This is a genomic window from Pseudomonas resinovorans NBRC 106553, assembly GCF_000412695.1.
GTDB lineage: Bacteria > Pseudomonadota > Gammaproteobacteria > Pseudomonadales > Pseudomonadaceae > Metapseudomonas > Metapseudomonas resinovorans_A.
Window position 1 is genome coordinate 4,147,025 of the sequence record NC_021499.1, and the last position, 26,629, is coordinate 4,173,653.

The 26,629-nt window shown below is 64.4% G+C and carries 26 protein-coding genes; 4 read left to right on the top strand and 22 right to left on the bottom strand.

The features are described from left to right. The first annotated feature begins 139 nt into the window (after positions 1-139). Positions 140-1,804, top strand: a complete 1,665-nt coding sequence (locus tag PCA10_RS18790; protein ID WP_016493648.1) for an electron transfer flavoprotein-ubiquinone oxidoreductase — start codon at positions 140-142, stop codon at positions 1,802-1,804. A gap of 53 nt (positions 1,805-1,857) precedes the next feature. Here the strand turns inward: PCA10_RS18790 and PCA10_RS18795 are convergent, their stop codons facing one another. The 4 genes from PCA10_RS18795 to PCA10_RS18810 all read right to left on the bottom strand — a co-directional run bounded on the left by PCA10_RS18795 (position 1,858) and on the right by PCA10_RS18810 (position 4,803). After that, complete coding sequence (locus PCA10_RS18795; RefSeq protein ID WP_016493649.1) at positions 1,858-2,427, bottom strand: DUF1285 domain-containing protein; 570 nt, start codon at positions 2,425-2,427, stop codon at positions 1,858-1,860. A gap of 10 nt (positions 2,428-2,437) precedes the next feature. After that, on the bottom strand, positions 2,438-3,040 hold the full coding sequence (locus PCA10_RS18800) for a DUF4823 domain-containing protein (RefSeq protein ID WP_016493650.1): 603 nt from the start codon (positions 3,038-3,040) through the stop codon (positions 2,438-2,440). A gap of 66 nt (positions 3,041-3,106) precedes the next feature. Beyond that, positions 3,107-4,075, bottom strand: a complete 969-nt coding sequence (locus tag PCA10_RS18805) for a GTP 3',8-cyclase MoaA (RefSeq protein WP_041770353.1) — start codon at positions 4,073-4,075, stop codon at positions 3,107-3,109. A gap of 89 nt (positions 4,076-4,164) precedes the next feature. Further along, a complete protein-coding gene (locus PCA10_RS18810; protein WP_016493652.1) occupies positions 4,165-4,803 on the bottom strand; it encodes a TetR/AcrR family transcriptional regulator in 639 nt (212 codons plus the stop codon). Between the two features lie 74 nt (positions 4,804-4,877). On the opposite strand from PCA10_RS18810, the gene PCA10_RS18815 reads away from it, so the two are divergent. After that, the gene (locus PCA10_RS18815) at positions 4,878-6,011 is read left to right on the top strand and encodes an aminotransferase class V-fold PLP-dependent enzyme (protein ID WP_016493653.1); all 1,134 of its coding nucleotides are present in this window, start codon (positions 4,878-4,880) and stop codon (positions 6,009-6,011) included. Positions 6,012-6,257: 246 nt separating this feature from the next. On the opposite strand, the gene PCA10_RS18820 is transcribed toward PCA10_RS18815, so the two are convergent. The 13 genes from PCA10_RS18820 to PCA10_RS18880 form a co-directional block, all read right to left on the bottom strand. Next, the gene (locus tag PCA10_RS18820; RefSeq protein WP_016493654.1) at positions 6,258-7,040 is read right to left on the bottom strand and encodes a TatD family hydrolase; all 783 of its coding nucleotides are present in this window, start codon (positions 7,038-7,040) and stop codon (positions 6,258-6,260) included. 65 nt (positions 7,041-7,105) lie between these two features. Then, entirely contained in the window at positions 7,106-7,462 is a 357-nt protein-coding gene (locus tag PCA10_RS18825) for a PilZ domain-containing protein (RefSeq protein WP_016493655.1), read from the bottom strand. A gap of 35 nt (positions 7,463-7,497) precedes the next feature. Continuing rightward, complete coding sequence (locus PCA10_RS18830) at positions 7,498-8,484, bottom strand: DNA polymerase III subunit delta' (RefSeq protein WP_016493656.1); 987 nt, start codon at positions 8,482-8,484, stop codon at positions 7,498-7,500. Beyond that, on the bottom strand, positions 8,477-9,109 hold the full coding sequence (gene tmk / locus PCA10_RS18835) for a dTMP kinase (RefSeq protein WP_016493657.1): 633 nt from the start codon (positions 9,107-9,109) through the stop codon (positions 8,477-8,479). Before tmk ends, PCA10_RS18830 begins: the two co-directional genes overlap by 8 nt. 13 nt (positions 9,110-9,122) lie before the next feature. Then, positions 9,123-10,160, bottom strand: coding sequence for an endolytic transglycosylase MltG (mltG, locus tag PCA10_RS18840; protein WP_016493658.1), 1,038 nt, complete (start codon positions 10,158-10,160; stop codon positions 9,123-9,125). A 3-nt stretch (positions 10,161-10,163) separates the two neighbouring features. Continuing rightward, on the bottom strand, positions 10,164-10,979 hold the full coding sequence (gene pabC / locus PCA10_RS18845) for an aminodeoxychorismate lyase (protein WP_016493659.1): 816 nt from the start codon (positions 10,977-10,979) through the stop codon (positions 10,164-10,166). Continuing rightward, positions 10,979-12,223, bottom strand: a complete 1,245-nt coding sequence (fabF, locus tag PCA10_RS18850) for a beta-ketoacyl-ACP synthase II (RefSeq protein ID WP_041770354.1) — start codon at positions 12,221-12,223, stop codon at positions 10,979-10,981. The genes pabC and fabF overlap by 1 nt, the downstream gene beginning before the upstream one ends. 169 nt (positions 12,224-12,392) lie before the next feature. Further along, the gene (gene acpP, locus PCA10_RS18855; protein WP_016493661.1) at positions 12,393-12,629 is read right to left on the bottom strand and encodes an acyl carrier protein; all 237 of its coding nucleotides are present in this window, start codon (positions 12,627-12,629) and stop codon (positions 12,393-12,395) included. Between the two features lie 191 nt (positions 12,630-12,820). Beyond that, positions 12,821-13,564 (bottom strand): 3-oxoacyl-ACP reductase FabG, encoded by a 744-nt coding sequence (fabG, locus tag PCA10_RS18860; RefSeq protein ID WP_016493662.1) that lies wholly within the window; start codon positions 13,562-13,564, stop codon positions 12,821-12,823. Between the two features lie 15 nt (positions 13,565-13,579). After that, positions 13,580-14,518, bottom strand: a complete 939-nt coding sequence (gene fabD, locus PCA10_RS18865; RefSeq protein ID WP_016493663.1) for an ACP S-malonyltransferase — start codon at positions 14,516-14,518, stop codon at positions 13,580-13,582. 103 nt (positions 14,519-14,621) lie between these two features. Further along, positions 14,622-15,602 carry a phosphate acyltransferase PlsX gene (plsX, locus tag PCA10_RS18870; protein WP_016493664.1) on the bottom strand — a complete coding sequence of 327 codons (981 nt, stop codon included), beginning with the start codon at positions 15,600-15,602 and terminating at the stop codon, positions 14,622-14,624. A gap of 33 nt (positions 15,603-15,635) precedes the next feature. Beyond that, on the bottom strand, positions 15,636-15,818 hold the full coding sequence (rpmF, locus tag PCA10_RS18875; protein ID WP_004422311.1) for a 50S ribosomal protein L32: 183 nt from the start codon (positions 15,816-15,818) through the stop codon (positions 15,636-15,638). 13 nt (positions 15,819-15,831) lie between these two features. Next, positions 15,832-16,359 (bottom strand): YceD family protein, encoded by a 528-nt coding sequence (locus PCA10_RS18880; protein WP_016493665.1) that lies wholly within the window; start codon positions 16,357-16,359, stop codon positions 15,832-15,834. A 109-nt stretch (positions 16,360-16,468) separates the two neighbouring features. Between PCA10_RS18880 and PCA10_RS18885 the strand changes: the two genes are divergently transcribed. Continuing rightward, entirely contained in the window at positions 16,469-17,047 is a 579-nt protein-coding gene (locus PCA10_RS18885) for a Maf family protein (RefSeq protein ID WP_016493666.1), read from the top strand. 76 nt (positions 17,048-17,123) lie between these two features. On the opposite strand, the gene sppA is transcribed toward PCA10_RS18885, so the two are convergent. Genes sppA through rluC form a run of 3 tightly spaced genes read right to left on the bottom strand, consistent with a single transcriptional unit; the run spans position 17,124 to position 19,735 of the window. Further along, the gene (gene sppA / locus PCA10_RS18890; RefSeq protein WP_016493667.1) at positions 17,124-18,104 is read right to left on the bottom strand and encodes a signal peptide peptidase SppA; all 981 of its coding nucleotides are present in this window, start codon (positions 18,102-18,104) and stop codon (positions 17,124-17,126) included. Beyond that, positions 18,097-18,789, bottom strand: coding sequence for an HAD-IA family hydrolase (locus PCA10_RS18895; protein ID WP_016493668.1), 693 nt, complete (start codon positions 18,787-18,789; stop codon positions 18,097-18,099). Before PCA10_RS18895 ends, sppA begins: the two co-directional genes overlap by 8 nt. Further along, positions 18,782-19,735, bottom strand: a complete 954-nt coding sequence (rluC, locus tag PCA10_RS18900; protein WP_016493669.1) for a 23S rRNA pseudouridine(955/2504/2580) synthase RluC — start codon at positions 19,733-19,735, stop codon at positions 18,782-18,784. The genes PCA10_RS18895 and rluC overlap by 8 nt, the downstream gene beginning before the upstream one ends. Positions 19,736-20,291: 556 nt before the next feature. On the opposite strand from rluC, the gene rne reads away from it, so the two are divergent. Continuing rightward, entirely contained in the window at positions 20,292-23,423 is a 3,132-nt protein-coding gene (gene rne / locus PCA10_RS18905) for a ribonuclease E (protein WP_041770355.1), read from the top strand. Positions 23,424-23,475: 52 nt separating this feature from the next. Here rne and PCA10_RS18910 read toward each other — a convergent pair whose 3' ends face one another. After that, positions 23,476-24,678, bottom strand: a complete 1,203-nt coding sequence (locus PCA10_RS18910) for an ISL3 family transposase (RefSeq protein ID WP_016493671.1) — start codon at positions 24,676-24,678, stop codon at positions 23,476-23,478. Positions 24,679-24,842: 164 nt separating this feature from the next. Further along, entirely contained in the window at positions 24,843-26,624 is a 1,782-nt protein-coding gene (locus PCA10_RS18915) for an ABC transporter transmembrane domain-containing protein (RefSeq protein ID WP_016493672.1), read from the bottom strand. Positions 26,625-26,629: the final 5 nt, after the last annotated feature.

Below are 26,629 nucleotides of genomic sequence, written 5' to 3' on the forward strand. Positions count from 1 at the left end.
CCTATCAGGGCTTCACAAAATTCAAACAAACGTTTGTATTGGACCGAGCCAAGGGGCTGGATATAATGCGCCGGCTCAGGTCAGGGATCGAGCCTAGCCCTCCAACATAAAATATCGAAGAGCCTTGAGGAGATTGACTGTGGAACGCGAATACATGGAATTCGACGTCGTCATCGTCGGTGCCGGCCCCGCTGGCCTGTCCGCCGCGTGCCGACTGAAGCAGAAGGCCGCGGAAGCTGGTCAGGAGATCAGCGTGTGCGTGGTCGAGAAGGGTTCCGAAGTGGGCGCCCACATTCTCTCCGGCGCCGTATTCGAACCGCGAGCCCTGAACGAGCTCTTCCCTGACTGGAAGGACCTGGGTGCACCGCTGAACACCCCGGTGACCCGCGACGACATCTATATGCTCAAGGATGCCGAGTCCGCCATCAGGCTGCCTGACCTGTTCGTGCCCAAGACCATGCACAACGAGGGCAACTATATCATCTCCCTGGGCAATCTCTGCCGCTGGCTGGCCCAGCAGGCCGAAGGCCTGGGCGTGGAAATCTACCCGGGCTTCGCCGCCCAGGAAGCCCTGATCGACGAGAACGGCGTGGTTCGCGGCATCATCACCGGCGACCTCGGCGTGGACCGTGAAGGCCATCCGAAAGAGGGTTACTACACCCCCGGCATGGAACTGCGCGGCAAGTACACCCTGTTCGCCGAAGGCTGCCGTGGCCACATCGGCAAGCAGCTGATCAAGAAGTACAACCTCGACTCCGACGCCGATGCCCAGCACTATGGCATCGGCATCAAGGAAATCTGGGACATCGATCCGGCCAAGCACCAGCCTGGCCTGGTGGTCCACACCGCCGGTTGGCCGATGGACATCATGGGCACCGAGAACACCGGCGGCTCCTTCCTCTATCACCTGGAAAACAACCAGGTGGTCGTTGGCCTGATCATCGACCTGTCCTACAGCAACCCCTTCCTCTCGCCCTTCGACGAGTTCCAGCGCTACAAGCACCACCCGGTGATCAAGCAGTACCTGGAAGGCGGCAAGCGTGTTGCCTATGGCGCCCGCGCCATCTGCAAGGGCGGCCTGAACTCGCTGCCGAAGATGGTCTTCCCGGGCGGCGCCCTGATCGGTTGCGACCTGGGCACCCTGAACTTCGCCAAGATCAAGGGCAGCCACACCGCGATGAAGTCCGGCATGCTGGCCGCCGAGTCCATCGCAGAAGCCCTGGCCGCCGGCCGCGAGGGTGGCGACGAGCTGACCAACTACGTCGACGCGTTCAAGGGCAGCTGGCTGTACGACGAGCTGTTCCGCAGCCGCAACTTCGGTGCTGCAATCCACAAGTACGGCGCCCTGGTGGGCGGTGCGATCAACTACATCGACCAGAACTGGTTCGGTGGCAAGATCCCCTTCACCCTGCACGACAACAAGCCGGACTACGCCTGCCTGAAGCCCGCCGCCCAGTCCCAGCGCATCGAGTACCCGAAGCCGGACGGCAAGATCAGCTTCGACAAGCTCAGCTCGGTATTCCTCTCCAACACCAACCATGAAGAGGAACAACCCTGCCACTTGAAGCTGGCCGACGCGAGCATCCCGATCGGCAAGAACCTGCCGCTGTACGACGAACCGGCGCAGCGCTACTGCCCGGCCGGCGTATACGAAGTGGTGGCCAACGACGACGGCAGCAAGCGCTTCCAGATCAACGCCCAGAACTGCGTGCACTGCAAGACCTGCGACATCAAGGACCCGGCCCAGAACATCACCTGGGTTGCCCCGGAAGGCACCGGCGGCCCGAACTACCCCAACATGTAAGCGGTCACGAAAAAGGCTCCCTCGGGAGCCTTTTTTCATGGTCGTCTCACTGCCTATTCCGGCAATGGCCCGATGGGGAAGAACTCCCCGCCGCTCCAGACTCCGAGCCAGGCGACACCATCGATCTCGCGGGGCACGGCCAGCTCCACCAACTGGTAGAAGACATTGCGGTTGATCAGCGCTTCCAGGTTGGTACGCACCAGCACATAGGGCGAGGGCTCCTGGGTCTGCGGATCCAGCTCGAAGCGCAGCGGATGCACCGCGCCAGCCACCACCTCGTCCTCGACATTGGTGACGAAGCGCAGCTGTTGCGTCTCGCCCTCCCCTTCGACCCGCAGCTCCACGGCGATAAACGGGGCGTCATCGACGCGGATGCCAACTTTCTCCACCGGGGTCACCAGGAAGTAGTCGTCGCCATCCTTGCGGATCACGCTGGAGAACAGCTTGACCATGGGCTTGCGACCGATCGGCGTACCCAGGTAGAACCAGGTGCCATCGCGGGCGATGCGCATGTCGATATCGCCGCAGAAATCCGGATTCCATAGATGGACAGGCGCACCGCCGGGCTTGTCGCCCTTGGGTATCTGCGCCAGCAGGTCGCCGGCCTTGCCGGGATCGCTCATTTCAATCTCCTCAACGACTCACGCCAATCAGGCTGCGAGCATACTCCTGCAAGGGCGCCGCGATCTGATCTTCCGGCTTGTTATCGTGCATCGTCAGAAAACCGCCGCGATTGCGGATGCGCGCCGTATCCACCAGGTAGCGGGTGTTGGTCTCGATCAGCATCAACTGGATCACCCCGCGGTCGCGACCGAGGCGGTCGAGGGCTTCCTGGTCCTCCCACTCCACAACCGTGCCAATGCGGTCGTCGGCACTGGCGAAGCGGGCATAGAGCAGATAGTGCGCCCCGAACGAGCGGGCCTCGCCCATGGCCTCCTCCAGACCAAGCGGCCCCTTGGCGCGGCGCACCATGGGGAAGTATTCGACGAAGCCGTTGAAGGCCTCCTCTGCTACCACGTTGGGCCGCGGATAGGCCGAACCCGGTGGCACGAAATGCCCCTGAGCGATGAAAATGAAAGAGTCCGCCTGCAGGCGCCAAGGGCTGGCGCGGCGGGTATCGCTGTGGTCCAGGAGCCCGGCATCGCTCAGTTGCTCGCGAGTACCGTCGGCCATGTCGCTGACCTTCATGCAGCCCACCAGGCCGAGAATCGCCAGCAACAGAATCAAACTACGCATCGTGTGTCCTCCAGACGCCGGCGACGTAAAACCGGCGGATAGAGAACCAATGCAGCTTCCGCGCCATCAACCGCCGATGATCTTCATCACGGTGACGCCACCGGAGAAGGCCAGGTCCTGCTTGTCGGCCAGGGCCTTGACCAGCAACCGTTGCAGGGCCGGGAGCGCCTGGTGCCGAGGCTTCTCCAGCAGGTCGCCGACATAGTGGCGATTGCTCGACGACAGGCAGCCATGCAGCCAGCCGGTGGAAGACAGACGCAAACGCGAGCAGGTGCGGCAGAAGGGCACGCTTTCGTTGGCGATCACGCCGAAGTGCCCGGCACCCGGCACCCGGTAGCGCAGCGCGGTGGCATCCAGCGGCGCGGCGGCCTGGACGAATTCGTGGTGGGGACGGATCAGCGCCAGCAACTCCTCCAGGCCGACGAACTGCTGGTGGAAGGCATTGGGATCACGGGCCAGGTGCCCCATGCGCATCAGTTCGATGAAGCGCAGTTCGAAGCCGTTCTCCAGGCAGTAGTCCAGCAATGGCAGCACCTGGTCGAGGTTCTTGCCGCGCAGGGGGACCATGTTGACCTTGATCTTCAGCCCGGCCGCCCTCGCCTCTTCCAGGCCCTTGAGCACGGTGGCCAGGTCGCCGCCACGGGCAATGCCGCGGAACTCGTCGGCATCGAGGGTATCGAGGGAAATGTTCAGGCGGCGGATGCCGCAGTCCAGCAGCAGCGGCAGCTTGCGCGACAGCAACTGGCCGTTGCTGGTCAGGCTGATGTCTTCGAGGCCGAGCTTGCTGACTTCACGAAGGAAAGGATCGAGCTTGGGGCTCACCAGCGGCTCGCCGCCGGTAATGCGCAGACGTTCGATGCCGGCCGCTTCGATGAGATAGGCCACGCCACGCACCATGGCTTCGGCCGAGAGCTCATCCTGTGCCGCCACCAGGCGCTTGCCGTCCGGCACGCAGTAGGTGCAGGCGTAGTTGCAGGCGGCGGTCAGGCTGATACGCAGGTTGCGGAAGCGCCTGCCTTGGCGGTCGACGATCATGGGACGCTCCGGCATGTGGTACACCGGAGTATATCCCCGCGGTCACTCCCGCACATATCCGCGACCGCGTTATAGACGTACTGAATACGTCAACCGGCGGGTGCTTCGGAGTCCCGCTTGCGCTTGTTGCCCATGCGCACGCCGATATCCATGAGGAACTGGAAGAAGCCTTCCTGATCCTCGAGCACGCTGCTCCAGAACGGCGAGTGATAGAGCGCGACGGCGCCGTGCACCAGCGCCCAGGCGGCGCAGTAGTGGAAGTACGGCGGCACGTCCTCCAGCTTGCCTTCGGCGATGCGTCCCTTGATCAGCTGGGTCAGGCGCTCGAAGTTGGAAGCACGGATCTTGTGCAGCTGCTCGACCATCTCCGGCACCTGGCTGTTCTTCACCACCTTCTCTTCGAGGCGGTCGAACAGGCGGTAGCGCTGCGGATCACGCATCCGGAACTCGAAGTAGGCACGCGACAGCGCCTCCTTGTCCCGGTCCACGTCAGCGGAATGGAGCAGCGAGTTCAGGTCGCGCTCGTAATCGAGCATCAGGCGCAGGTAAATCTCCGCCTTCGACTTGAAGTGCTTGTAGATGGTGCCTTTGCCGATACCCACTGCGTCAGCGATCATCTCGACGGTGACGCTGTCTTCGCCCTCTTCGAGGAAGAGTTTCAGAGCTGTGTCGAGAATTTCCTGCTCTCGGCGGCGGAACTCACGGACTTTACGGGGTTCTTTCTGCATAAAGGGACTGTGGGGTCAAAAATCAAGCCGAGTATTATGCCTAACTGGCGTAAAAATGCACGGAACATCCGACTATGAGCATATTACAAGATGAGTTCGCCCAAGCCGAAGGGCTGCGCTATCTGAACCATGCCGCCGTTGCGCCCTGGCCCAAACGCGCGACCCGCGCGGTCCAGAGCTTCGCCGAAGCGAACTGGCACGTAGGCGCGAGGGATTATCCGGACTGGCTGGTAGTGGAGCGTCGCCTGCGCGAACGCCTGGCAAAACTACTGAACGCACCGACCACGGCGGACCTCGCACTGGTCAAGAATACATCGGAAGCACTGTCCTTCGTTGCCTTTGGTCTGGACTGGTCGACAGGCGATCAGGTGGTCATCAGCGACCAGGAGTTTCCCTCCAACCGAGTGGTCTGGGAGGCCCTGAAGCGATATGGCGTGGACTGCGTCCAGGTGTCGCTGGATGGCCCGGACCCCGAAGGCGCGCTGCTGGCCGCGTGCGGCCCGCGCACCCGGTTGATGTCGATCAGCGCCGTGCAATACGCCAGTGGCCTGCGCCTGGACTTGCAACGCCTGGGCCTGGGCTGTCGCCAGCGCGGCGTGCTGTTTTGCGTCGACGCCATCCAGCAGCTGGGCGCCCTGCCCTTCGACGTCCAGGCCATCGATTGCGCCTTCGCCATGGCCGACGGCCACAAGTGGATGCTCGGCCCGGAAGGCCTGGGCGTCTTCTATTGCCGCGCCGACCTGCGCCAGCAGTTGAAGCTCCACGAATACGGCTGGCACATGCTGGAGCACCCTGGCGATTACGAGCGCCTCGACTGGCAGCCCTCGCCCACCGCTCGTCGCTTCGAGTGCGGCAGCCCCAACATGCTCGGCGCCATGGCCCTGGAGGCCAGCCTGTCGCTGCTGGAGGAAGTCGGCATGGTGCAGGTAGCCAACGCGCTGGCCGAACGCGTGCAATGGCTACAGGATGGCCTTACGGGGATTCCCGGCGTGCAGCTGCTGAGCCCGCTGAATCCGGCGCGCCGAGCCGGGATCATCAGCTTCCGCCTGGACGGCTGGGACAATCAGCCGCTGTTCGAGCGCCTGCGCAACGAGCAGGTGGTGTGCGCCCAGCGCGGCGGCGGCATCCGTTTTTCGCCGCATTTCTACACCACGCCCAAGGTAATCGACGAGACCCTGGCACTGCTGCGCCAGCTCGCAGACACATGAGGACTCAGCCGGTGCGGCTGTATTCCAAATAGGTTTAAGAATCGCCGCCGGCTGTCTGGACGCGTCGGGATAATGGCCGATACTTCAAGTTACTGGCGCGCGGCATCTCCCCCCAAGTGCCCAGCCAGTCGAGGAACCGTGGATCGTGTTCCTTTGTTTTACTCCTAATGGTCTTGACCCGGATTCATCCCCCAGAACCCGGGTTTTTTTTGTCCGCGATTTAGTCGAAACGCCCGCCAGGCCTGCTCAGCCGCGCCGCGCCAGCGGGAACAGGCGCAGGTAGTTCTCGCTGGTCTGCTCGGCGAATGCGTCGAAGGAAACACCACGGAGCTCGGCGAGGAACTCCGCCACTTCGCGCACGTATTGCGGCAGGTTGGGCTTGCCGCGATGGGGTACCGGGGCCAGGTAGGGCGAATCGGTTTCCACCAGCAGGCGGTCGGCCGGCACCTGGCGGGCCACCTCCCGGAGCGCCTCGGCATTGCGGAAGGTCACGATGCCGGACAGCGAGATGTAGAAGCCCAGGTCCAGCGCCGCGCGGGCCATCTCCCAATCCTCGGTGAAACAGTGCAGCACGCCGGCCTGGGGCAAGGCCGCCTCGCGCAGCAGGGAGAGGGTGTCGGCACGGGCTTCGCGGGTATGCACGATCACCGGTTTGCCGGTGACCTTCGCGGCGTCCAGGTGCAGGCGGAACGCCTGCACCTGGAGCTCGGCGGCTTCGGGCTCGTAGTGGTAGTCCAGGCCGGTTTCGCCGATGGCCACCACGCGCGGATGCTCCAGCTCGCCCAGAAGCCAGTCCAGGGCCAGGGATTCGCCCGGCTGCAGGTCCAGGGGGTGTACCCCGACGGAGCAGTGCACATCCTCGTAGCGTTCGGCCAGGGACTTCACCGCGGCGGCGTTGTCGGCGCTCACGCCGATGCACAGGAACTGGCTGACGCCCCGGGCACGTGCGGCGTCCAGTGCGGCGTCAAGGGAACCATCGTGGGCGGCCAGGTCGAGGCGGTCCAAGTGGCAGTGGGAGTCGATCAGCATGGTTCAAGCTCCAGGCACAGGCGCCAGGCTTCAAGCCTGTCGCTTGCAGCCCGGTCCGCTGCCGGTTACATCGTGTGGGTGGGACGGTCCGACTTGAGGGCGCCGGCGAGGTAGGTCTCGATCTTGTTGCGAGCACCACTGTCGCCGTCGTTGAACTGGACACCAATACCTGCGGCGCGGTTGCCCTGGGCGCCCCTGGGGGTGATCCAGACGACTTTTCCGGCGACCGGGATCTTTTCCTGCTCGTCCATCAGGTTGAGCAGCATGAAGACCTCGTCGCCGAGCTTGTAGGTCTTGTTGGTCGGAATGAACAGCCCGCCGTTCTTGATGAACGGCATGTAGGCGGCGTACAGCACGGACTTGTCCTTGATGGTCAAGGACAGAATCCCGTTACGCGGGCCGAGGTTCGGCGGCAGGCTCATGCGGTTTCCCTAGCAAGCTGGTTCAGCCACCGATTCTAGCCCGGTCCGGGCAGGCTTGCCCACCGCACCAGCAGCGCTTCGAGAAGCAAGACACGGTTGAGGTTGGCCTTGTTGATGACCTTCTGCCGCTGTTGCAGCAGCCAGTCCTGCATTGCCAGGACCTTGTGCTGCGGCGCCTTGTCGGCCAGGTACTGCACCACCTTGTGCATATCGCCCAGCCCCAGGCCGCTTTCGTCACGGGTGAGCTGGTAGCGCAGCATCAGTTGGACCCAGTCGCAGAACCAGTCGAACAGCAGGGGCAAGGGCACGGCGTTCCAGCCCTCGGCCAATTGACTCGCGCCCACCTGCTGCTTGAGCAGCTTCTTCACCCCCTCCACCACCTCGGCCCTTTGCGTGCGCACGCCCTGGCCTTCCAGGCGCAGGACGGAAAGCGGCGAACCGCCGGCCAGGACCAGCAGCTCCTGCAATTGCTCGGGCGACGCCTCGGGCAGCGCCGCCTTCAACCAGGCCTGGCTCTGCTCCGTGCCAGGCAGCGGACAGGCCTGCTGCTGGCAGCGGCTCTTGATGGTCGGCAGCAGGCGACTGGGCTGGTGGCTGACCAGCAGCAGCACGGTGTCGCCGGAAGGTTCTTCCAGGCTTTTCAGCAGGGCGTTGGATGCGTTGATGTTCATCGCCTCCGCCGGCTCCAGCAGCACCACCTTGCGTCCGCCGAGCTGCGCGGTCTGGACCACGAACTCCACCAGTTCGCGCACCTGGTCGACGCGGATGGCCTTGTCGGCTTCCTCCGGCTCCAGCACGAAGGCATCCGGATGGGTGTTGGCCGCCAACAGCAGACAGGCCTTGCACAGGCCACAGGCATCGGTGCCAACGGGCTTCTGGCAGAGCAGGCGCGCCATCAGCCGCTCGGCCAGGGCACGCTTGCCGATGCCGGCCGGCCCGTGCAGCAGGTAGGCATGGGCGTGGCGCGGACGGCCGGCCAGTTGTTGCCAGAGGCTGTCCTGCCAGGGGTAGGCCTCAGCCATTGCAGCGCTCCAGCAGTTCCGGCAGCAGCGTGTAGAGGTTGGCCTGCACCTCCGCCAGCGGCAGCGCGGCGTCGATCACCCGGTAGCGCTCCTTTGCGGCCTCGGCGCGGCGCAGGTAGGTATGCCGCACCGCATCGAAGAAGCTGCGTTGCTCCTGCTCGAAACGGTCCAGGCGACCACGGGCGGCAGCGCGGCTCAGGCCGATCTCCACCGGCAGGTCGAAGACCAGGGTCAGATCCGGGCGCAGATCGCCCTGGACGAAATTCTCCAGCAGCGCGATGCGCGCTTCCGGCAGGCCGCGACCGCCACCCTGGTAGGCGTAGGTCGCATCGGTGAAGCGGTCGCACAGCACCACGGCGCCACGGGCCAGGGCCGGCTTGATCACGCCGGCCAGGTGCTGGGCGCGGGCAGCGAAGACCAGCAGCAGCTCGGTGTCCGCACCCATGGTCTCGTCACTGGGGGTCAGCAGGAGCTCGCGGATGCGCTCGGCCAGGGGCGTGCCGCCCGGCTCGCGGGTCAGTACGACCTCGATACCCCGCTCGCGCAGACGCTCGGCGAGGTACTCGCGGTTGGTGCTTTTGCCGGCGCCTTCCGGGCCTTCCAGGGTGATGAACAGACCGCTCACAGGGTGTCCTTATTCATTGCGGGGCCGGGCTCGAGCGGTAGTCGCTGCGGCGCTTCAACTGGAAGTCGCGCACGGCCTGGTTGTGCTCGCCCAGGGTCTCGGAGAATACATGGCTGCCGTCGCCGCGTGCGACGAAGTAGAGGCTCTTGCCCGACGCCGGATGCAACGCGGCGCGGATCGCCTCACGCCCGGCAAGGGCAATGGGGGTCGGCGGCAGGCCGCTGATGACATAGGTGTTGTAGGGCGTCGGCTCGCGCAGGTGGTCGCGGGTCAGGTTGCCGGCGTAGCGCTCGCCCAGGCCATAGATCACGGTAGGGTCGGTCTGCAGCAGCATGCCGGTGCGCAGGCGCCGTACGAAGACGCCGGCGATCTCTTCGCGCTCGCTGGGCACGCCGGTTTCCTTCTCCACCAGGGAAGCCATGATCAGCGCCTGATACGGATCGTTGTAAGGCAACGGATCGGCGCGCCGCTCCCACTCCTCGGCCAGCACCTGGTCCAGGCGTTCGCGGGCCTGCTTGAGAATGTCGATGTCGCGCATTCCCCGCACAAATCGGTAGGTGTCGGGGAAGAAGCGGCCTTCCGGGTACTCGCCGGGACGCCCGATGCGCGCCATGAGTTCGGCGTCGCTGACGTCCGCCAGGGTCTGCTCCAGCTTGGCCTGCTTGGCCAGCGCCGCACGCACCTGACGGAAGTTCCAGCCCTCCACCAGGGTCACGCTGTACTGCACCACCTCGCCGCGCTGCCAGAGCCCCAGCAGGTCGGCGGCGCTCATGCCCGGCGTCATGCGGTATTCGCCGCTGTGCAGGGATGCGTTGGAGAGGTTGAAGCGCCAGTACTGGCGCAGCCAGAAGGCATTGTTCAGAACGCCCTCCTCCTCCAGCCGGTTCAGCAGGCCGCCGGGGGTGGCGCCAGCCGGTACGTCCAGCATCCTTTCGGAGGAGATGTTCAGGGGTTGCTCGAGGGTGACGTGCTGCTGCCAGCCGGCAAAGGCCACCAGCAGGCCGGCGAGAAGCAGGCCTGCCTCCAGCATCAGCAGGAATTTGCGTATCACGAATCAGATGTCCAGTAGATCGCGGGCGATGGCCTGAAGTTTACGGGTCAGCGGCCCGACCGGCCAGTTTTGCTCTGTTACCGAACGCACTGGCCAGATACCGAAGAGGCTGTTGCAGAGAAAGACCTCGTCGGCCTGGAGGAGTTCGCCGTACGAGACATCGCGTACGTCGACCTCGATCCCCTGTGCGCGGGCACTGCCCAGAAGCGCCGCACGCATCACACCGGCGACGCCGCAGCGGGACAAATCGGGGGTGACCAGGCCGCCGTCGCGCACCAGGAACAGGTTGCTGAACACCGCCTCGATCACTCGCCCGGACTGATCACGCATCAATCCCTCGGCGAACTCGCCACCCTGCCATTCGGCTCGGGCGAGGACCTGTTCCAGGCGATTGAGATGCTTGAGGCCAGCCAGCAGCGGCTGCTCCGCGAGGCGGGTGGCGCAAGGGAAGAGCCGCACGCCCTGCTCGGCATTGGCCTCGGGGTAGGCCGGGAAAGCGCTGCTCTGCAGGATGCGTCGGGGCAACGCCACGGGTGGCGGAGCGTAGCCGCGCAAGCCTTCGCCGCGAGTGATCATCAGCTTGGCGACGCCCTCCCCCAACCCGGCCGAGAAGGCCAGCAGCTCGGTGCGCATCAGCGCAAGATCGAGGGCGATACCCAGGCGCCGACAGCCTTCGGCCAGGCGCGCCAGGTGGTACTCGAGAAGCGGGGGTCGACCGGCGCGTACGGCGATGGTTTCGAACAATCCATCGCCGTAGGCCAGGCCGCGATCCTTGATGGACAGCGACTCGGCCGGATGGCCGTCGACCCAGCTCGGCATCAGTCCTGGAACCTGCGGAACACCAGGGAGCCGTTGGTGCCACCAAAGCCGAAGGAGTTGGACAACACCACGTCGATGGGCATGGAGCGCGCTTCGTGAGGCACGAAGTCGAGGTCGCAGCCTTCGTCCGGCTCTTCCAGGTTGATGGTGGGCGGCGCTACCTGATCGCGCAGGGCGAGGACGCTGAAGATCGCTTCCACGGCACCCGCGGCACCCAGCAGGTGACCGGTCATGGACTTGGTGGAGCTGACCGCGAACTGGTAGGCGTGCTCGCCGAACACAGACTTGAGCGCCATGGCTTCGGCCAGGTCGCCAGCCGAGGTGGACGTACCGTGCGCGTTCACGTACTGCACCTGGTCGGCGTTCAGACCGGAATCACGCAGGGCATTGCGCATGCAGCGCGCAGCACCGGCGCCGTCTTCGGGCGGCGAAGTCATGTGGAAGGCGTCGCCGCTCATGCCGAAGCCGATCAGCTCGGCGTAGATGGTCGCGCCACGGGCCTTCGCGTGCTCGAGCTCTTCCAGCACCAGGGCGCCGGCACCGTCGGACAGCACGAAGCCATCGCGGCCCTTGTCCCAGGGACGGCTGGCGCGGGTCGGGTCGTCATTGCGGGTGGACATCGCACGAGCCGCACCGAAGCCGCCCAGGCCCAGGCCGCAGGCGGCCATCTCGGAGCCACCGGCGATCATCACGTCGGCCTCGCCATAGGCGATGTTGCGTGCGGCCATGCCGATGCAGTGGGTACCGGTGGTGCAGGCGGTGGCGATGGCGTAGTTCGGCCCCTGGATACCCAGGTGGATCGACAGGAAGCCGGACACCATGTTGATGATCGAACCGGGCACGAAGAACGGCGAGATACGGCGCGGGCCCTGCTCGTGCAGGGACTTGCAGTTGTTCTCGATATTGGTCAGGCCGCCGATACCGGAACCCATGGCCACGCCAATGCGCTCGCGGTTGGCATCGGTGACTTCCAGGCCGGAATCGCGCACGGCCTGGAAGCTCGCGGCGAGGCCGTACTGGATGAACAGGTCGAGCTTTCGCGCTTCCTTGGCCGACAGGTATTGCTCGACATCGAACTCCTTCACCGAACCACCGATGCGGGTGGAATAGGCGGACAGGTCCATATGTTCGATCAGGCCAATGCCACTACGACCGGCCAGAATTCCCTGCCAGGTGCTCGGTACATCGGTACCCAGCGGCGACAGCATGCCAAGGCCAGTGACCACGACGCGTCTACGCGACACAGCGCTCTCCTTCATCAATCTCTACACGGCGGTTGTTCGGGTTAACAGACTCTTGAAAAGCCCGGCAGCGGCGGTCGCCCACCGTGGATTTTCAACAATCGGCTTAAAGAAAAGCCGCACGCCCAGTCGGGTCGTGCGGCTTTTCCGCGTCGGGGAACCGACGACTACATTACTGCGCGTGGGCGTTGATGTAGTCGATGGCTTCCTGAACGGTGGTGATCTTCTCGGCTTGTTCGTCCGGGATCTCGGTCTCGAATTCCTCTTCCAGAGCCATCACCAGCTCAACGGTGTCAAGGGAATCGGCGCCCAGGTCTTCAACGAAGGAAGCGCTGTTGGTTACTTCGTCTTCTTTGACGCCCAGTTGCTCGGCGACGATTTTCTTGACGCGTTCTTCGATGGTGCTCATACCGTGTTTTCACTCCTATGGAAAAATCCGTGCAGCTGGGGCTGCAGTGTATAGAAAGGGTTTTCCGCATTTCAAGCTGAACGCCTGAACCCCTTCGGGATCGCCGCAACGAAATGTCTATAACCCGGCTGCACGCTTATAGCGAATTCTAGACAGCCCATATGACAGCTTCCTGAAGGGATTCGTCACATTCAGCTCATGTACATGCCGCCGTTCACCGGAATGGTAGCTCCGGTGACGTATGCAGCGCCATCGGAGGCGAGGAATCCCACCACCTTGGCGATCTCTTCGGCCTGCCCCAGGCGGCCCAGCGGAATCTGGGTCAGCAGCGCGTCGCGCTGGGCTTCCGGCAGTTCGCGGGTCATGTCGGTGTCGATGAAACCGGGCGCCACCGCGTTGACGGTGATGGCGCGGGAGCCGACTTCACGCGCCAGGGCGCGGCTGAAGCCTTCCAGGCCGGCCTTGGCGGCGGCGTAGTTGGTCTGGCCGGCGTTGCCCATGGAGCCCACCACCGAACCGATGTTGATGATGCGACCCCAACGTGCCTTGGTCATGCCGCGCAGGACGGACTTGGACAGGCGGAACAGGCTGTTGAGGTTGGTGTTGATGACGTCGAACCACTCGTCGTCCTTCATGCGCAGCATGAGGTTGTCGCGGGTGATGCCGGCGTTGTTCACCAGGATCAGCGGCTGGCCCTGGTTCTTCTGGATCTGCTCCAGGGTGTTGGCAACCGACTCGTCGTTGCTGACGTCCAGCACCAGGCCGGTACCTTCGATGCCGTTGCTCTTGAGGTACTCGGTGATGCGCTCGGCACCGGAAGCGGAGGTCGCGGTGCCAATCACCACGGCGCCCTGACGGCCCAGTTCGAGAGCGATAGCCTGGCCAATGCCGCGGCTCGCACCAGTGACCAATGCCACCTTACCTTGCAGACTCATAGGTCTTCTCCTTGTTCAGGCCAGCGCAGCACGGGCGGCTGCGAAAGCATCAGGGGTATCCAGGTTGTGGGTGTTGACACCCTTCACGCAGCGCTTGTTCAGGCCGGACAGCACCTTGCCCGGGCCGCACTCCACCAGGTCGGTCACGCCTTGTTCGGACAGGCTGACCATCGACTCCACCCAGCGTACCGGGCTGTAGAGCTGGGCCAGCAGGTCCGCCTTGAGCACGCCCAGGTCGGCCACCACGGCGGCGCTGACGTTCTGCACCAGCGGGATCTGCGGCGCCTGCCAGGCCAGCGCCTCGACGGACTCGGCGAAACGCTCGGCGGCCGGCTTCATCAGCGCGCAGTGGGATGGCACGCTCACCGGCAGCGCCATGGCGCGCTTGGCGCCACGGGCCTTGCAGGCCTCGATGGCACGCTCGACCGCAGCCTTGCCACCGGCGATTACCACCTGGCCGGGGGCGTTGAAGTTGACGGCGCTGACCACATCACCCTGCGCCGCTTCGGCACAGGCGGCGAGCACGTCGGCGTCTTCCAGGCCGAGGATCGCGGCCATGCCGCCCTGCCCGGCCGGAACGGCCTGCTGCATCAGCTGACCGCGACGCTCCACCAGCTTCACCGCGTCGGCGAAGCCCAGGCTGCCGGCGGCCACCAGGGCGGAGTATTCGCCCAGGCTGTGACCAGCGACGAAAGCCGGACGAGCGCCACCTTCGGCCAGCCACAGACGCCACAGGGCGATGGAGGCGGTGAGGATCGCGGGCTGGGTCTTGTCGGTCTGGTTGAGCTGTTCTTCCGGACCCTGCTGGGTCAATGCCCAGAGGTCGTAGCCGAGGGCCTCGGAGGCTTCAGCGAAAGTATCCAGGACCAGTTTGTTCTGGCCCCCCTGCTCGGCCAGCATGCCCAGAGACTGGGAGCCCTGACCGGGAAACACGAAAGCGAGGGATGCGGACATTGAGTGAGGTCCCTTGTCTGGCGGTATAGGGAGAGGAGCGCCCGGCATAGCCAAGCGCACGAAACTGACAGTTGGATGACAGGCTGCCGATAGCGGTCACATCCTACAGCAACAGATGTTCCAGCCGACCATGGAGCCGCTGCGGCAGATTCTCGCGAACCTCCACGAGCGCCCGACGGATGGCGCTCTGGAAGCCTTCCGAACCGGCCGAGCCATGACTCTTGATGACGATGCCCTGCAGGCCCAGGAAGCTCGCGCCATTGTGGCGCGCGGGAGTCAGGTCGGTGCGCAGCCTGCGCAGCAGCGGCAAGGCCAGCGAACCCACCAGGCGCGCGCCCAGGCTCTCGGTGAAGAGCGCCTCCATGCGCGCGGAGATCATCGAGGCGAGACCCTCGCTGGACTTGAGCAGGATGTTGCCGACGAAACCGTCGCACACCACCACGTCCGCTTCGCCGCGATACAAACCGTCGCCTTCGATGAAGCCGATGTAGTTGAGGCCTTCGGCCTGCTGCAACAGGTTCGCGGCCAGCTTGACCTGCTGGTTGCCCTTGATGTCCTCGGTACCCACGTTCAGCAGCGCCACGCGCGGATTGGCCGTACCCAGCGCTTCAGCCGCGACGGCCCCCATCACGGCGAACTGGTAGAGATGCTCGGCGCTGCAGTCGACGTTGGCGCCCAGGTCCAGCAGATGGCAATACCCGCGCGCGGTGGGAATGGCACTGACCATGGCGGGACGATCGATGCCCGGCAGGGTTTTCAATACATAGCGAGATAGCGCCATCAGCGCACCGGTGTTGCCGGCACTGACACAGGCCTGGGCACGACCGCTACGCACCAGGTCGAGGGCGACACGCATGGAGGCATCGGGCTTGCCGCGCAACGCTTGCGCAGGACGCTCGTCCATGGCGATCACTTCGCTGGCATGTTCGATTTGCAGGCGCTGGCGATCGACCGCGGGAACACGGGCGACTAATTCTTCAAGGAGGGGGGCTTGGCCGACGAGGACCAGGTGGAGCGAGGGGTGTTCAGCCAGGCAGGCGATGCTGGCTGGAACAATGCAGCGGGGACCGTAGTCCCCGCCCATTGCATCAATCGCGACGATCGAGGCAGCCAAGGATTACTCGGCGGCGCCCTTGTCGATCACTTTGCGACCGCGGTAGAAACCGTCCGGGGAAACGTGGTGGCGCAGGTGAACTTCACCGGTGCTTTTTTCAACGGACAGAGCGTTGGCATCGAGAGCGTCGTGGGAACGGCGCATATCGCGTGCCGAGCGGGATTTTTTGTTCTGCTGAACAGCCATAATCAATTAACTCCTAAACGTTTGGGTCACGCTTTAACTGCGCCAGTACGCTGAACGGGTTGGACCGCGGAACCTCGTCCTCGCTCGGCGTGGGCTCGATGGCACCCGCCGGCTGCTGGCAATCTTCAGGGTCATGGGCCGGAACTATAGGCAGGGCGAGCAGAAGCTCGTCCTCGACCAGAGTCAGCAGATCCAGAGGATCTTCTCCCACTTCCAGCACGTCATAGCCCTTCGGCAGCGACTGACTGTCAGCCCCTTCTTTCACCACGGCGTAATCACATTCGCTGTGGATGTTCAGGGCGACCAGCTCTAGACAACGCTGGCAAACCATCTTGACCTCAACGTCGATCTTGCTGCGGATAACGACCAGGCGACGTTCTTCACGGCTGAACGACAGGCTTGCATGGATGCTGCCCGCGTTGTCCGCTAGGGGATCGCAGAGTCGCTCCAGGCTGGCAAGTGCGATCTCACCCTCTAGAGTGACTTCGCGGTCCGCCAGCTTGCGCGGATCTACATGAGGTGGAATCGGCCCATTCGACATAGGCGCGACATTCTAGGGATGGGTACCCGACCTGTCAAAAGAATTTCCGCATTGTCCGTGGGTAAAAGGGCTCTATAGAATTCACCGCCCCACAGCCCGGAGATCGCCAATGCCACCCCTGGTGCTCGCATCCAGCTCACCCTACCGCCGCGAACTACTCGAACGCCTGCGCCTGCCCTTCAGCTGGAGCGCACCGGCCATCGATGAAAGCCGCCAGGCGCAAGAGCCCGCCGAAGCCCTGGTGCGCCGACTGGCCCTGGAAAAGGCCCGCGCCCTCGCCCACCAGCACCCCAACCACCTGATCATCGGTTCCGACCAGGTCGCCGTGCTCGGCGAGAGAATCCTCGGCAAGCCCCACGACTTCGAACGCGCCCGCGAGCAATTGCTGGCCGCCAGCGGCACCAGCGTCAGCTTCCTGACCGGCCTCGCACTGCTGAACAGTGCAACCGGCCAATTCCAGGTGGATTGCGTGCCCTTCACCGTGCACTTCCGCGACCTGGACGAAGCACGCATCGGTCGCTACCTGGAAGCGGAGCAGCCCTACGACTGCGCCGGCAGCTTCAAGGCCGAAGGCCTGGGCGTCAGCCTGTTCCGCGCCACCGAAGGCAGCGACGCCACCAGCCTGGTGGGCCTGCCACTGATCCGCCTGGTGGACATGCTGCTGGCCGAAGGCGTGCAAGTACCCTGACACCCAAGCAGTCCGCCCCCATATAAAAGGAAGAAAGCCCGGCATTGGCCGGGCTTTCTTTTCGCACGAGAGACGATCAGCGCAGGCTGGGGCCCTGGAACCCCATCCACAGCGCCAGGCGCTCGGCGACACTGGCGCCGAACTTCCGGGTGAAGCGGTCGAACGGCGACTCCTGCACGGTGTAGTCGACGATCTCCTCGGCACCGACCACCTCGCGGGCGACGAAGCTGGCGTTGCCGAGCTTGTCCACCAACCCCAACTCCAGGGCCTGCTCGCCGGACCACACCAGTCCACTGAAGAGCTCGGGATGATCATCGACCTTGAGCCGATCACCACGCCCCTTCTTCACGCTTTCGATGAACTGCTGATGGGTGGTATCCAGCACGCTCTGCCAGAACTGGGTTTCTTCCTGCTTCTGCGGCTGGAAGGGATCGAGGAAGGCCTTGTGCTCGCCGGAGGTATAGACGCGACGCTCAACACCCAATTTGCTCATGGCATCGACGAAACCGAAGCTGGCCGCCGTGACACCAATGGAGCCCACCAGGCTGGCCTTGTCGGCATAGATCTCGTCGGCCGCACTGGCGATGTAATAGGCACCGGAGGCTCCGAGGTCGGAGATCACGGCATAGAGCTTGATGTCCTTGTGCTTGTCGCGCAGGCGGCGGATCTCGTCGAAGACATAGCCGGACTGCACCGGGCTGCCGCCCGGACTGTTGATGCGCAGTACCACGCCCTTGGTGTTCGGATCCTCGAAGGCCGCACGCAGACTGGTGACGATATTGTCGGCGCTGGCCGCCTCCTGGTCGGCAATCATCCCCTGGACCTCCACGAGGGCAGTGTGCTCCTGGCTGCGCGCCGCACTCTTGCGCAGATCCAGCGCCGGCGAGAACAGCGCCAGGATGCCCAGCAGATAAGCGAAGGTCAGCAGCTTGAAGAAAATCCCCCAGCGACGCGCCCGGCGCTGCTCCTGGACGCCAGCCAGCACGGCCTTCTCCAGCAGCTTCCAGCTCTTCTGTTCAGCCTTGTCGGCAGCCGATTCTTTCCATTCGTCAGACATAGAGCTCCACCTCTCGGGATTGCCGATTCAGGTCACCATCCAGCCAGTGACGCAACTCGTCGAAACGTTCGATCGCCAGCGTCGGCGACTCCTTGAGCAACTCAGCGAGCGACTGGGCGCCGTAGCCCACCGCAACACAATCCATGCCCGCCCGATGCGCCATGCGCAGATCGAAAGGCGAGTCCCCCACCATCACCGCCCGCTCGGCGGTCACGCCGCAATGGGCGAGGATTTCCTGCAACATCCGCGGATCGGGCTTGCTGGCGGTCTCGTCAGCGCAGCGCGTGACGTCGAAGTACTCCAGCCAGCCCCGCCCAGCCAATACGTGATCCAACCCACGCCGACTCTTGCCGGTGGCCACCGCCAAACGGTAGCCCTGCGAGCGGAAAGCCTCCAGCGCCTCGCCCACGCCCTCGAACAGCGGAGAAGGCTGACATTCGAGCGCGTTGTAATGCTCGCCATAGCGGCGCCGGAATGCATCGATGAGCCGAGCATCGTCGAGCTCCGGGTAGAGGGTGGCGATAGCCTCGGGCAGGCCGAGACCGATGATGCCTTTGATGGCGGCATCGTCTCGCCAGGGCAGCTCGGTCTGCTCCGCCGCCACACGCATGGATTCAACTATTCGGGCAATGGAATCCACCAGCGTGCCATCCCAATCGAAGATCAGCAGCTGGTAATCAGGCACCGAGACGCTCCAGGGTTTTCTGCCACATCTCGTCCACCGGCGCTTCCACCTTCAGCTCACCGCCGTCGGGCAGCGTGATGGCCAGCGAATGGGCGTGCAGGAACAACCGCTTGCCGCCCAGATCGCGAATTTCGCGAGTGAAATCCTCATCACCGTACTTGGGGTCGCCGGCAATGGAATGACCGGCATGCTTGGCATGCACACGGATCTGGTGCGTGCGGCCGGTGATCGGACTCGCCTCCACCAGGGTGGCGAACTCACCGAAGCGGCGCACCACGCGAAACTCGGTCAGCGCCTCCTTGCCCTCGGGATTCACCTCGACCATGCGCTCACCCGAACGCAGGTTGTTCTTCAGCAAGGGCGCACTGACCTTCTTCTTCGAAGTCGGCCAGCTACCGCGCACCAACGCCAGGTAGCGCTTGTCGACACCGTCGCCGCGCAGCGCTTCGTGCAAGTGGCGCAGCATGCTGCGCTTCTTGGCGATCATCAGCAGGCCGGAGGTATCCCGATCCAGGCGATGCACCAGTTCCAGGTCCTTCGACTCGGGGCGCAACTGACGGAAGGCCTCGATCACGCCGAAGCTGAGACCGCTACCACCGTGCACGGCGATGCCCGCCGGCTTGTTCAGCACGATCAGGGCCTTGTCTTCGTAGACGATGGCGCTTTCCAGCCGCTCCAGCAGCCCCTGGGCGACCGGTGCCGGCTCGTCGGGCTCGGACAGGCGCAGCGGCGGAACACGGATGATATCGCCCGCCTGCAGCTTGTACTCAGGTTTGATCCGCCCCTTGTTCACGCGGACTTCGCCCTTGCGAAGGATGCGATAAATCAATGTCTTGGGCGCACCTTTCAACTGAGTGCGTAGGAAATTATCGATGCGTTGGCCGGCATATTCCGGCGCAACCTCAAGCAGCTGGACGCTGGAGGCTGGAGAGGCGGGAGTATTCATCTGCGTATCATAACAATTTTTTATGGATTTGAAGCACTTAATGATTACTGCTATAGTCGCGAACGCCGCCAAAAGCGGCCTGGTTTCGGGGCGTTCGCCAATTCTGCCGCCCTAACCGCTGCAACCCTTTCAGGACGTGAGGCCGTCCTACAGAAAATTCGCCGCAATGACCGCGATTTTTCCGAAACAAAAGCCTTGAGCCATGACGCGCGATCACCCTTTCAAATGGGCGATCGCGGTAAATGCAACCCGCTACGGATTCAGCGAGCGGCACCCGATTTTCAAGGGATAAGTGTAGGGTGGAGATGCACAATCGTCGGACTGCGTAGTTTCAAGACGCTTCATTTCGTCCGCTACCGACCATTGATTCCTCCTCCTGACAAAGTGCTTCTGTCACGACAGCAAGCAGGAGACGTAGTCGCGATCCTGGCCCCACTGGCTGGGGCTCGCTAGACACTGGGGTGGCCTGCCGCCCCTGACACGCACCTGACACCGACCGCGAGAGTCGTGTGCGCCAATCGCCGTTTCCGGAAGCCCGGAAACCCATTGGTACCACATGAAAAGAATGCTGATTAACGCGACTCAGCCCGAAGAGTTGCGTGTTGCACTGGTCGACGGCCAACGCCTGTACGACCTGGACATTGAATCGGGTGCCCGCGAGCAGAAGAAAGCCAACATCTACAAGGGCCGGATCACTCGCATCGAACCCAGCCTCGAAGCCGCATTCGTCGACTTTGGCGCCGAGCGCCATGGCTTCCTGCCCCTCAAGGAAATCTCCCGAGAATACTTCAAGAAGTCTCCTGAAGGTCGCATCAACATCAAGGAAGTGCTCAGCGAAGGCCAGGAAGTCATCGTCCAGGTCGAGAAAGAAGAGCGTGGCAACAAGGGCGCTGCCCTGACCACCTTCATCAGCCTCGCCGGCCGTTACCTGGTACTGATGCCGAACAACCCCCGCGCCGGTGGCATCTCCCGCCGCATCGAAGGCGAAGAGCGCAACGAACTGCGTGAAGCGCTGAACGGCCTCGACGCCCCGGCCGACATGGGCCTGATCGTGCGCACCGCGGGCCTGGGCCGTTCCAGCGAAGAGCTGCAATGGGACCTGGACTACCTGCTGCAACTCTGGAGCGCCATCAAGGAAGCTTCCGGTGAGCGTGGCGCCCCCTTCCTGATCTACCAGGAAAGCAACGTCATCATCCGCGCCATCCGCGACTACCTGCGCCAGGACATCGGCGAAGTGCTGGTCGACAGCGTCGAAGCCCACGAAGAAGCCCTCAGCTTCATTCGCCAGGTGATGCCGCAGTACCAGAGCAAGATCAAGCTGTACCAGGACAGCGTTCCGCTGTTCAACCGCTTCCAGATCGAAAGCCAGATCGAAACCGCCTTCCAGCGTGAAGTGAAGCTGCCGTCCGGCGGCTCCATCGTCATCGACCCGACCGAAGCCCTGGTGTCCATCGACATCAACTCGGCTCGCGCGACCAAGGGTGGCGACATCGAGGAAACCGCACTGCAGACCAACCTGGAAGCGGCTGAGGAAATCGCCCGCCAGCTGCGCCTGCGTGACATCGGTGGCCTGATCGTCATCGACTTCATCGACATGACCCCGGCCAAGAACCAGCGCGCCGTGGAAGAGAAAGTCCGCGAAGCCCTGGAAGCCGACCGCGCCCGCGTGCAGATCGGTCGCATCTCCCGCTTCGGCCTGCTGGAAATGTCCCGTCAGCGCCTGCGTCCGTCCCTCGGCGAGACCAGCGGCATCGTCTGCCCCCGTTGCGACGGCCAGGGCATCATCCGTGACGTCGAATCCCTCTCTCTGGCCATCCTGCGCCTGATCGAGGAAGAAGCCCTCAAGGACCGCACCGCCGAAGTTCGCGCCCAGGTACCGATCCCGGTTGCCGCCTTCCTGCTCAACGAGAAGCGCAACAGCATCACCAAGATCGAGCTGCGCACCCGTGCGCGCATCGTCATCCTGCCGAACGACCACCTGGAAACTCCGCACTTCGAAGTCCAGCGCCTGCGCGACGACAGCCCGGAAGTACAGAGCAGCCAGTCCAGCTACGAAATGACCCCGGCCGAAGCTGAAGAAATCCAGCCGGTCAGCTCCACCCGCACCCTGGTTCGCCAGGAAGCCGCGGTGAAGACCGTTTCTCCCGAGCGTCCCGTTCCGGCACCGGTTCCGGCCGCCCCGCTGGCACCGCCCACCCCGGCTCCGGAACCCAGCCTGTTCAAGGGCCTGGTGAAGTCCCTGGTAGGCCTGTTCGCCGGCAAGGAAGAACCCAAGGTCGAAGCCGAGAAGCCCGCTACCGAGCGCCAGCCGCGCGGTGAAGAGCGTCGCAACAGCCGCCAGCAGAACCGTCGCCGTGACGGCCGCGAAGGTCGTGAGGGCCGTGAAGGCCGCCGCGACGAAGAGCGCAAGCCGCGTGAAGAGCGCCAGCCGCGCGAAGCCCGCGAAGGCCAGGAAGGTCGTCGCGAGCGTCCGGCCCGTGAAGAACGCCAGCCGCGCGAAGAGCGTCAGCCCCGTGAGGAGCGCCAGCCGCGCGAACCGCGTGAAGAGCGCCAGCCGCGTGAGGAACGTCAGCCTCGCGAAGAGCGTCAGCCCCGTGAGGAGCGTCAGCCCCGTGAATCGCGCGAAGAGCGCCAGCCACGTGAAGAGCGCCAGCCGCGCGAAGCCCGTGAAGGCCAGGAAGGTCGTCGCGAGCGTGGCGAACGCGCTGAGCGTCCGGCCCGCGAAGAACGCCAGCCCCGTGAAGAGCGTCAGCCTCGCGAAGAACGCCAGCCACGTGCCGAAATGGCCGCGGCCGAGGTGGTCGACGAAGAGCTGCTGAACAACGAAGAGCTGCTGGACGACGATCAGGAAGGCGCCGATGGCGAACGTCCTCGCCGCCGCTCCCGTGGCCAGCGCCGCCGCAGCAACCGCCGCGAGCGTCAGCGTGAAGCCAACGGCGACGAGATCGTCGAAGGTCAGGAAGGCCAGGAAGAAGCCGAGCAGGCCTCTCCCGCTGAAGCCGTCCAGGTCGCTGCCGTAGCCGCTACTGCTGTAGTCGCCACCGAAGTGCTGGCCGAATCGACCCAGGAAGCGCCGGCCCAGGCCGATTCCCAGGTTGTGGAAGCCGTGGTTGTCGAAACCGAGGTTGTCGAAGCTCAGGTTGCCGAAGCCGTCGTAGTTCCGGCCGAGGAAACCGCTCCGGTCGCCGAGCAGGCTCAAGTGGTCGAGCAGGCTCCGATCGAGTTCGACGCACCCCAGGTTGTCGAAGCCGCTCCGGTTGAAGCCGTGGTCGAAGCACCTGTTGCCGCTCCGGTAGTGGAAGCCCCGATCGCTGAAGTCGTCGCCGAATCGGCAGAAGTGGCTCCGGCCCCCGCTGTCGTCAGTGGCGGTCGCGCTGCCAACGACCCGCGTGAAGTGCGCCGTCGTCAGCGTGAAGCCGAGCGCCTGGCCAAGGAAGCCAATGAGTCCGCTACCAAGGCCGTCGAAGCCGTAGCCGCCGCCGAGCCGGTCTCCGCTGCCGCCCACGCCATCGCCGGCGTGGAAGAGGAAGTGGTTGCCGCCGAGCAGCAGGTCGAAGCTGCCGTTGAACAGGTTGTCGAGGCTCCGGCCGAGCAAACCGAGCAAACCGAGCAACTGGCCGAAGCGACCGAGACCAAGGCCGAAGAAGAGAAGGACGAAGCCAAGGACGAGACCAAACCGGTCGTCTGAAGCCTGTCCTGAATGAAAAAGGGGATGCCATTGGCATCCCCTTTTTTTTGGTTCATCGCGCTTTCCCGGGGAAGGCGGCCTTGATTTTCAGGAAGAAGTAGGCCGAGTCGCGGAAGCCATAGGCCATGCGCTTGATCACTTTGATGCGGTTGTTCACCCCTTCCAGCTGGCTGGTGTGCAAGGGGAAACGGGCGCTGGCGAGGATGCCGCGCGCGTAACGCTTGAGGTTCCTGGCAAAGCGTTGGAGCGGCGCCAAGCCGCTGTCCCGGGCGTGCCGCAGCCAGGTTCGCCAGCGCCGCCAGCCGTCCTGCACACTGGGGGCGTACCAGATTTCCTTTAATGCATCCTTGAGCACGTAGGCCGTGGCCAGTGGCTGGTTGGCCGCGAGCAATTCCTGCAACTGCACGGCCTGTCCGCCCTTGAGGTTTTCGCGATTGCGCAGCAGCAGCCAGCGGCTCTGCTTGACCACCTTGCGCGCCGGTTTGTCTTCGCGCAGGCGGTTGGCCTGGTCGACCCGGATCCGGTCGATCACGTCCCGGCCGTAGCGCGCCACCACGTGGAACAGGTCGTACACCACCTCGGCCTGCGGGCAATGCCGTTTCACCTCGAGGTCGAAGGCGGTGTTCATGTCCATGGCCACCGCCTCGATCTGCCGGCAGTGCTCGCCGAGCAATTCGAAGAACGGACGGATCGCCTCACGGCTGTTGCCATGCCCGACCCACAGCACCCGCGTGCGCTCGGCATCCATGATCACCGTGGCGTAACGATGCCCCTTGTGCAGGGCAAACTCGTCCATCACCAGCCGACGCACCTCGCCTGGCTCAAACGCGCCAACCGAGGCGTCCAGGCGGCGCTTGTCGAGCGTCTTGAGCGTGTGCCAATGCAGGCCAGTGAGGCGGCTGACGTGACTGATCGGCAGCAATTGCAGCAAACCCTCGAGCCAGACGCGCAAACGCTGAGTCAGGCGTGACGCCGGCTCCAGCCAGTCGATCCGCTCGGTCACCCGCCCACAATCCAGGCAATCGACGCGACGCACCGGCAGTTGGAGCAGCACGCGCTGATCCAGCAGGTCACGGTCACGCACCTGGCGGATTCGCCGCTCGTGGATCAGCGGGCAGTCTTGGTGACAGCGGCCACATTTGGGGAGGGAGCCGGCTTGAGGTTCGAGCTCAATCAGCAGGGTGTCGTGAGTGGCTTGGCGACAGGCGACGACCTCGTAGCCTGGCCAGAACTGGGCAAGATCAATAGGATTCACGGCGGCAGCAGGGAGTGGGGGTTGGTTCGTTTGGCGACTGCCAATCTACCCACTTCCCTGACTGTCAACTCGCTCTTCCCCCTGAATCCGCGAAGAACCTTTTTTTTATTGCGCCTGAGGAAAGCGAGTAGGTTGTGGCAGTCCGGATGGGTCGTGCCAATGAGTTATTCCGCGCCCGCCTCTTCCCGACTACCGAACTGCAGCTCGGCCAGCCGCGCGTAGAGCGGGCTGGTGGCCACCAGTTGCGCGTGACTGCCAACCGCCACCACCCTGCCCCGCTCCATCACCGCGATGCGGTCGGCGTTCTGCACCGTGGCCAGGCGGTGGGCGATCACCAGGGTGGTACGCCCGCTCATCAGCGCCGGCAGGGCCTGCTGGATCAGGTGTTCGCTTTCCGCATCCAGGGCGCTGGTGGCCTCGTCCAGTAGCAGGATGGGCGCGTCCACCAGCAACGCGCGGGCAATCGCCAGGCGCTGCCGCTGGCCGCCGGAGAGGCCGATGCCGCCCTCCCCCAGGTGCGTCCGGTAGCCCTGTGGCAGAAGGGCGATGAACTCATGGGCATGGGCCGCGCGGGCCGCGGCTTCCACCTCGGCATCGCTGGCGCCGGGACGGCCATAGCGGATGTTGTCCTCGACGCTGCCATAGAACAGGGCGGGGTTCTGGGACACCAGGGCGAAGCAGCGACGCAGGTCCGCCGGGTCGAGCTGCCTGAGCTCCACGCCTTCCACCCGAATAGTGCCCGCCTGGGGATCGAAGAAGCGCAGCAACAGCTCGAAGACCGTCGACTTGCCGGCTCCGGAAGGCCCCACCAGCGCCAGGGTTTCGCCAGGGCGCACGGTCAGGCTGACATCGTCCAGCGCGTTCACTTCGGGCCGACCGGGATAGGCGAAGCGCACGGCGTCCATCTCGATACGCCCGCTTACCCGCGCCGGCAGTGTCACCCGCCCGTCCTCGGGGCCGTGGATCAGATTGCGTGCCTGCAGCAGTTCGGCGATACGCTCCGCGGCGCCGGCCGCACTCTGCAGCTCGCCGATCACTTCGCTGATGGCGCCAAAGGCTGCGCCCACGATCAGGCTGTAGAACACAAAGGCAGCCAGGTCGCCGGGGGATATGCGCCCGGCTATCACATCCGTCCCACCCACCCAGAGCATCACGCCCACCGCCCCCAGCACCAGCACGATCACCAGGGTGATCAGCCAGGCGCGCTGGGCGATGCGCTGCCGCGCCGTGTCGAACGCCCCTTCCACCGTGCGCGCGAAACGCTGGCGGTCCTGGGGTTGATGGTTGTAGGCCTGCACCGTCTTGATCTGCCCCAGGGTCTCGCCGACATAGACGCCGACATCGGCGACCCGGTCCTGGCTCTGCCGCGACAGGCGCCGCACCCGCCGGCCGAAAACGAGGATCGGCGCCAGTACCAGCGGCAACGCCAGCAGCACGATCCCGGTGAGCTTGGGGTTGGTCACGAACAAGAGGCCGATGCCACCCACCAGCATGATGCCGTTGCGCAACGCCATGGACAGCGACGAACCGATGACCGATTGCAGCAAGGTGGTATCGGCGGTCAGCCGCGACTGGATCTCCGAGGCGCGGTTGCTCTCGTAGAAACCGGGATGCAGCTGGATCAGGTGGTCGAACACGCGCTTGCGGATATCCGCGACAAAACGCTCGCCTATCCAGGACACCAGATAGAAACGGGTAAAGGTACCCAGCGCCAGGGCCAGCACCAGGCCGAAGAACAGCATGATCGAATGCCGCAGCGCCGCCTCCGACTGGGTCGCCAGGCCCTGGTCCACCAGCAGGCGGATACCCTGCCCCATGGACAGGGTGATGCCGGCGGTGAACAGCAAGGCCAGCAGTGCGCCCAGCACACGCCAGCGATAGGGCGCGACGAAACGCCCGGCCATGCGCAGCGCATCGCGCCGCCGTGAAGTGAGCAGGTCGGTCATTGGGG

Coding starts and splice junctions, on each gene's coding strand:
- PCA10_RS18795 (WP_016493649.1), bottom strand. CDS start 2,427: ATGAGCGATCCCGGCAAGGCCGGCGACCTGCTGGCGCAGATACCCAAG.
- PCA10_RS18800 (WP_016493650.1), bottom strand. CDS start 3,040: ATGCGTAGTTTGATTCTGTTGCTGGCGATTCTCGGCCTGGTGGGCTGC.
- PCA10_RS18805 (WP_041770353.1), bottom strand. CDS start 4,075: ATGATCGTCGACCGCCAAGGCAGGCGCTTCCGCAACCTGCGTATCAGC.
- PCA10_RS18810 (WP_016493652.1), bottom strand. CDS start 4,803: ATGCAGAAAGAACCCCGTAAAGTCCGTGAGTTCCGCCGCCGAGAGCAG.
- PCA10_RS18815 (WP_016493653.1), top strand. CDS start 4,878: ATGAGCATATTACAAGATGAGTTCGCCCAAGCCGAAGGGCTGCGCTAT.
- PCA10_RS18820 (WP_016493654.1), bottom strand. CDS start 7,040: ATGCTGATCGACTCCCACTGCCACTTGGACCGCCTCGACCTGGCCGCC.
- PCA10_RS18825 (WP_016493655.1), bottom strand. CDS start 7,462: ATGAGCCTGCCGCCGAACCTCGGCCCGCGTAACGGGATTCTGTCCTTG.
- PCA10_RS18830 (WP_016493656.1), bottom strand. CDS start 8,484: ATGGCTGAGGCCTACCCCTGGCAGGACAGCCTCTGGCAACAACTGGCC.
- pabC (WP_016493659.1), bottom strand. CDS start 10,979: ATGCCGAGCTGGGTCGACGGCCATCCGGCCGAGTCGCTGTCCATCAAG.
- acpP (WP_016493661.1), bottom strand. CDS start 12,629: ATGAGCACCATCGAAGAACGCGTCAAGAAAATCGTCGCCGAGCAACTG.
- fabG (WP_016493662.1), bottom strand. CDS start 13,564: ATGAGTCTGCAAGGTAAGGTGGCATTGGTCACTGGTGCGAGCCGCGGC.
- fabD (WP_016493663.1), bottom strand. CDS start 14,518: ATGTCCGCATCCCTCGCTTTCGTGTTTCCCGGTCAGGGCTCCCAGTCT.
- plsX (WP_016493664.1), bottom strand. CDS start 15,602: ATGGGCGGGGACTACGGTCCCCGCTGCATTGTTCCAGCCAGCATCGCC.
- rpmF (WP_004422311.1), bottom strand. CDS start 15,818: ATGGCTGTTCAGCAGAACAAAAAATCCCGCTCGGCACGCGATATGCGC.
- PCA10_RS18880 (WP_016493665.1), bottom strand. CDS start 16,359: ATGTCGAATGGGCCGATTCCACCTCATGTAGATCCGCGCAAGCTGGCG.
- PCA10_RS18885 (WP_016493666.1), top strand. CDS start 16,469: ATGCCACCCCTGGTGCTCGCATCCAGCTCACCCTACCGCCGCGAACTA.
- sppA (WP_016493667.1), bottom strand. CDS start 18,104: ATGTCTGACGAATGGAAAGAATCGGCTGCCGACAAGGCTGAACAGAAG.
- rluC (WP_016493669.1), bottom strand. CDS start 19,735: ATGAATACTCCCGCCTCTCCAGCCTCCAGCGTCCAGCTGCTTGAGGTT.
- rne (WP_041770355.1), top strand. CDS start 20,292: ATGAAAAGAATGCTGATTAACGCGACTCAGCCCGAAGAGTTGCGTGTT.
- PCA10_RS18915 (WP_016493672.1), bottom strand. CDS start 26,624: ATGACCGACCTGCTCACTTCACGGCGGCGCGATGCGCTGCGCATGGCC.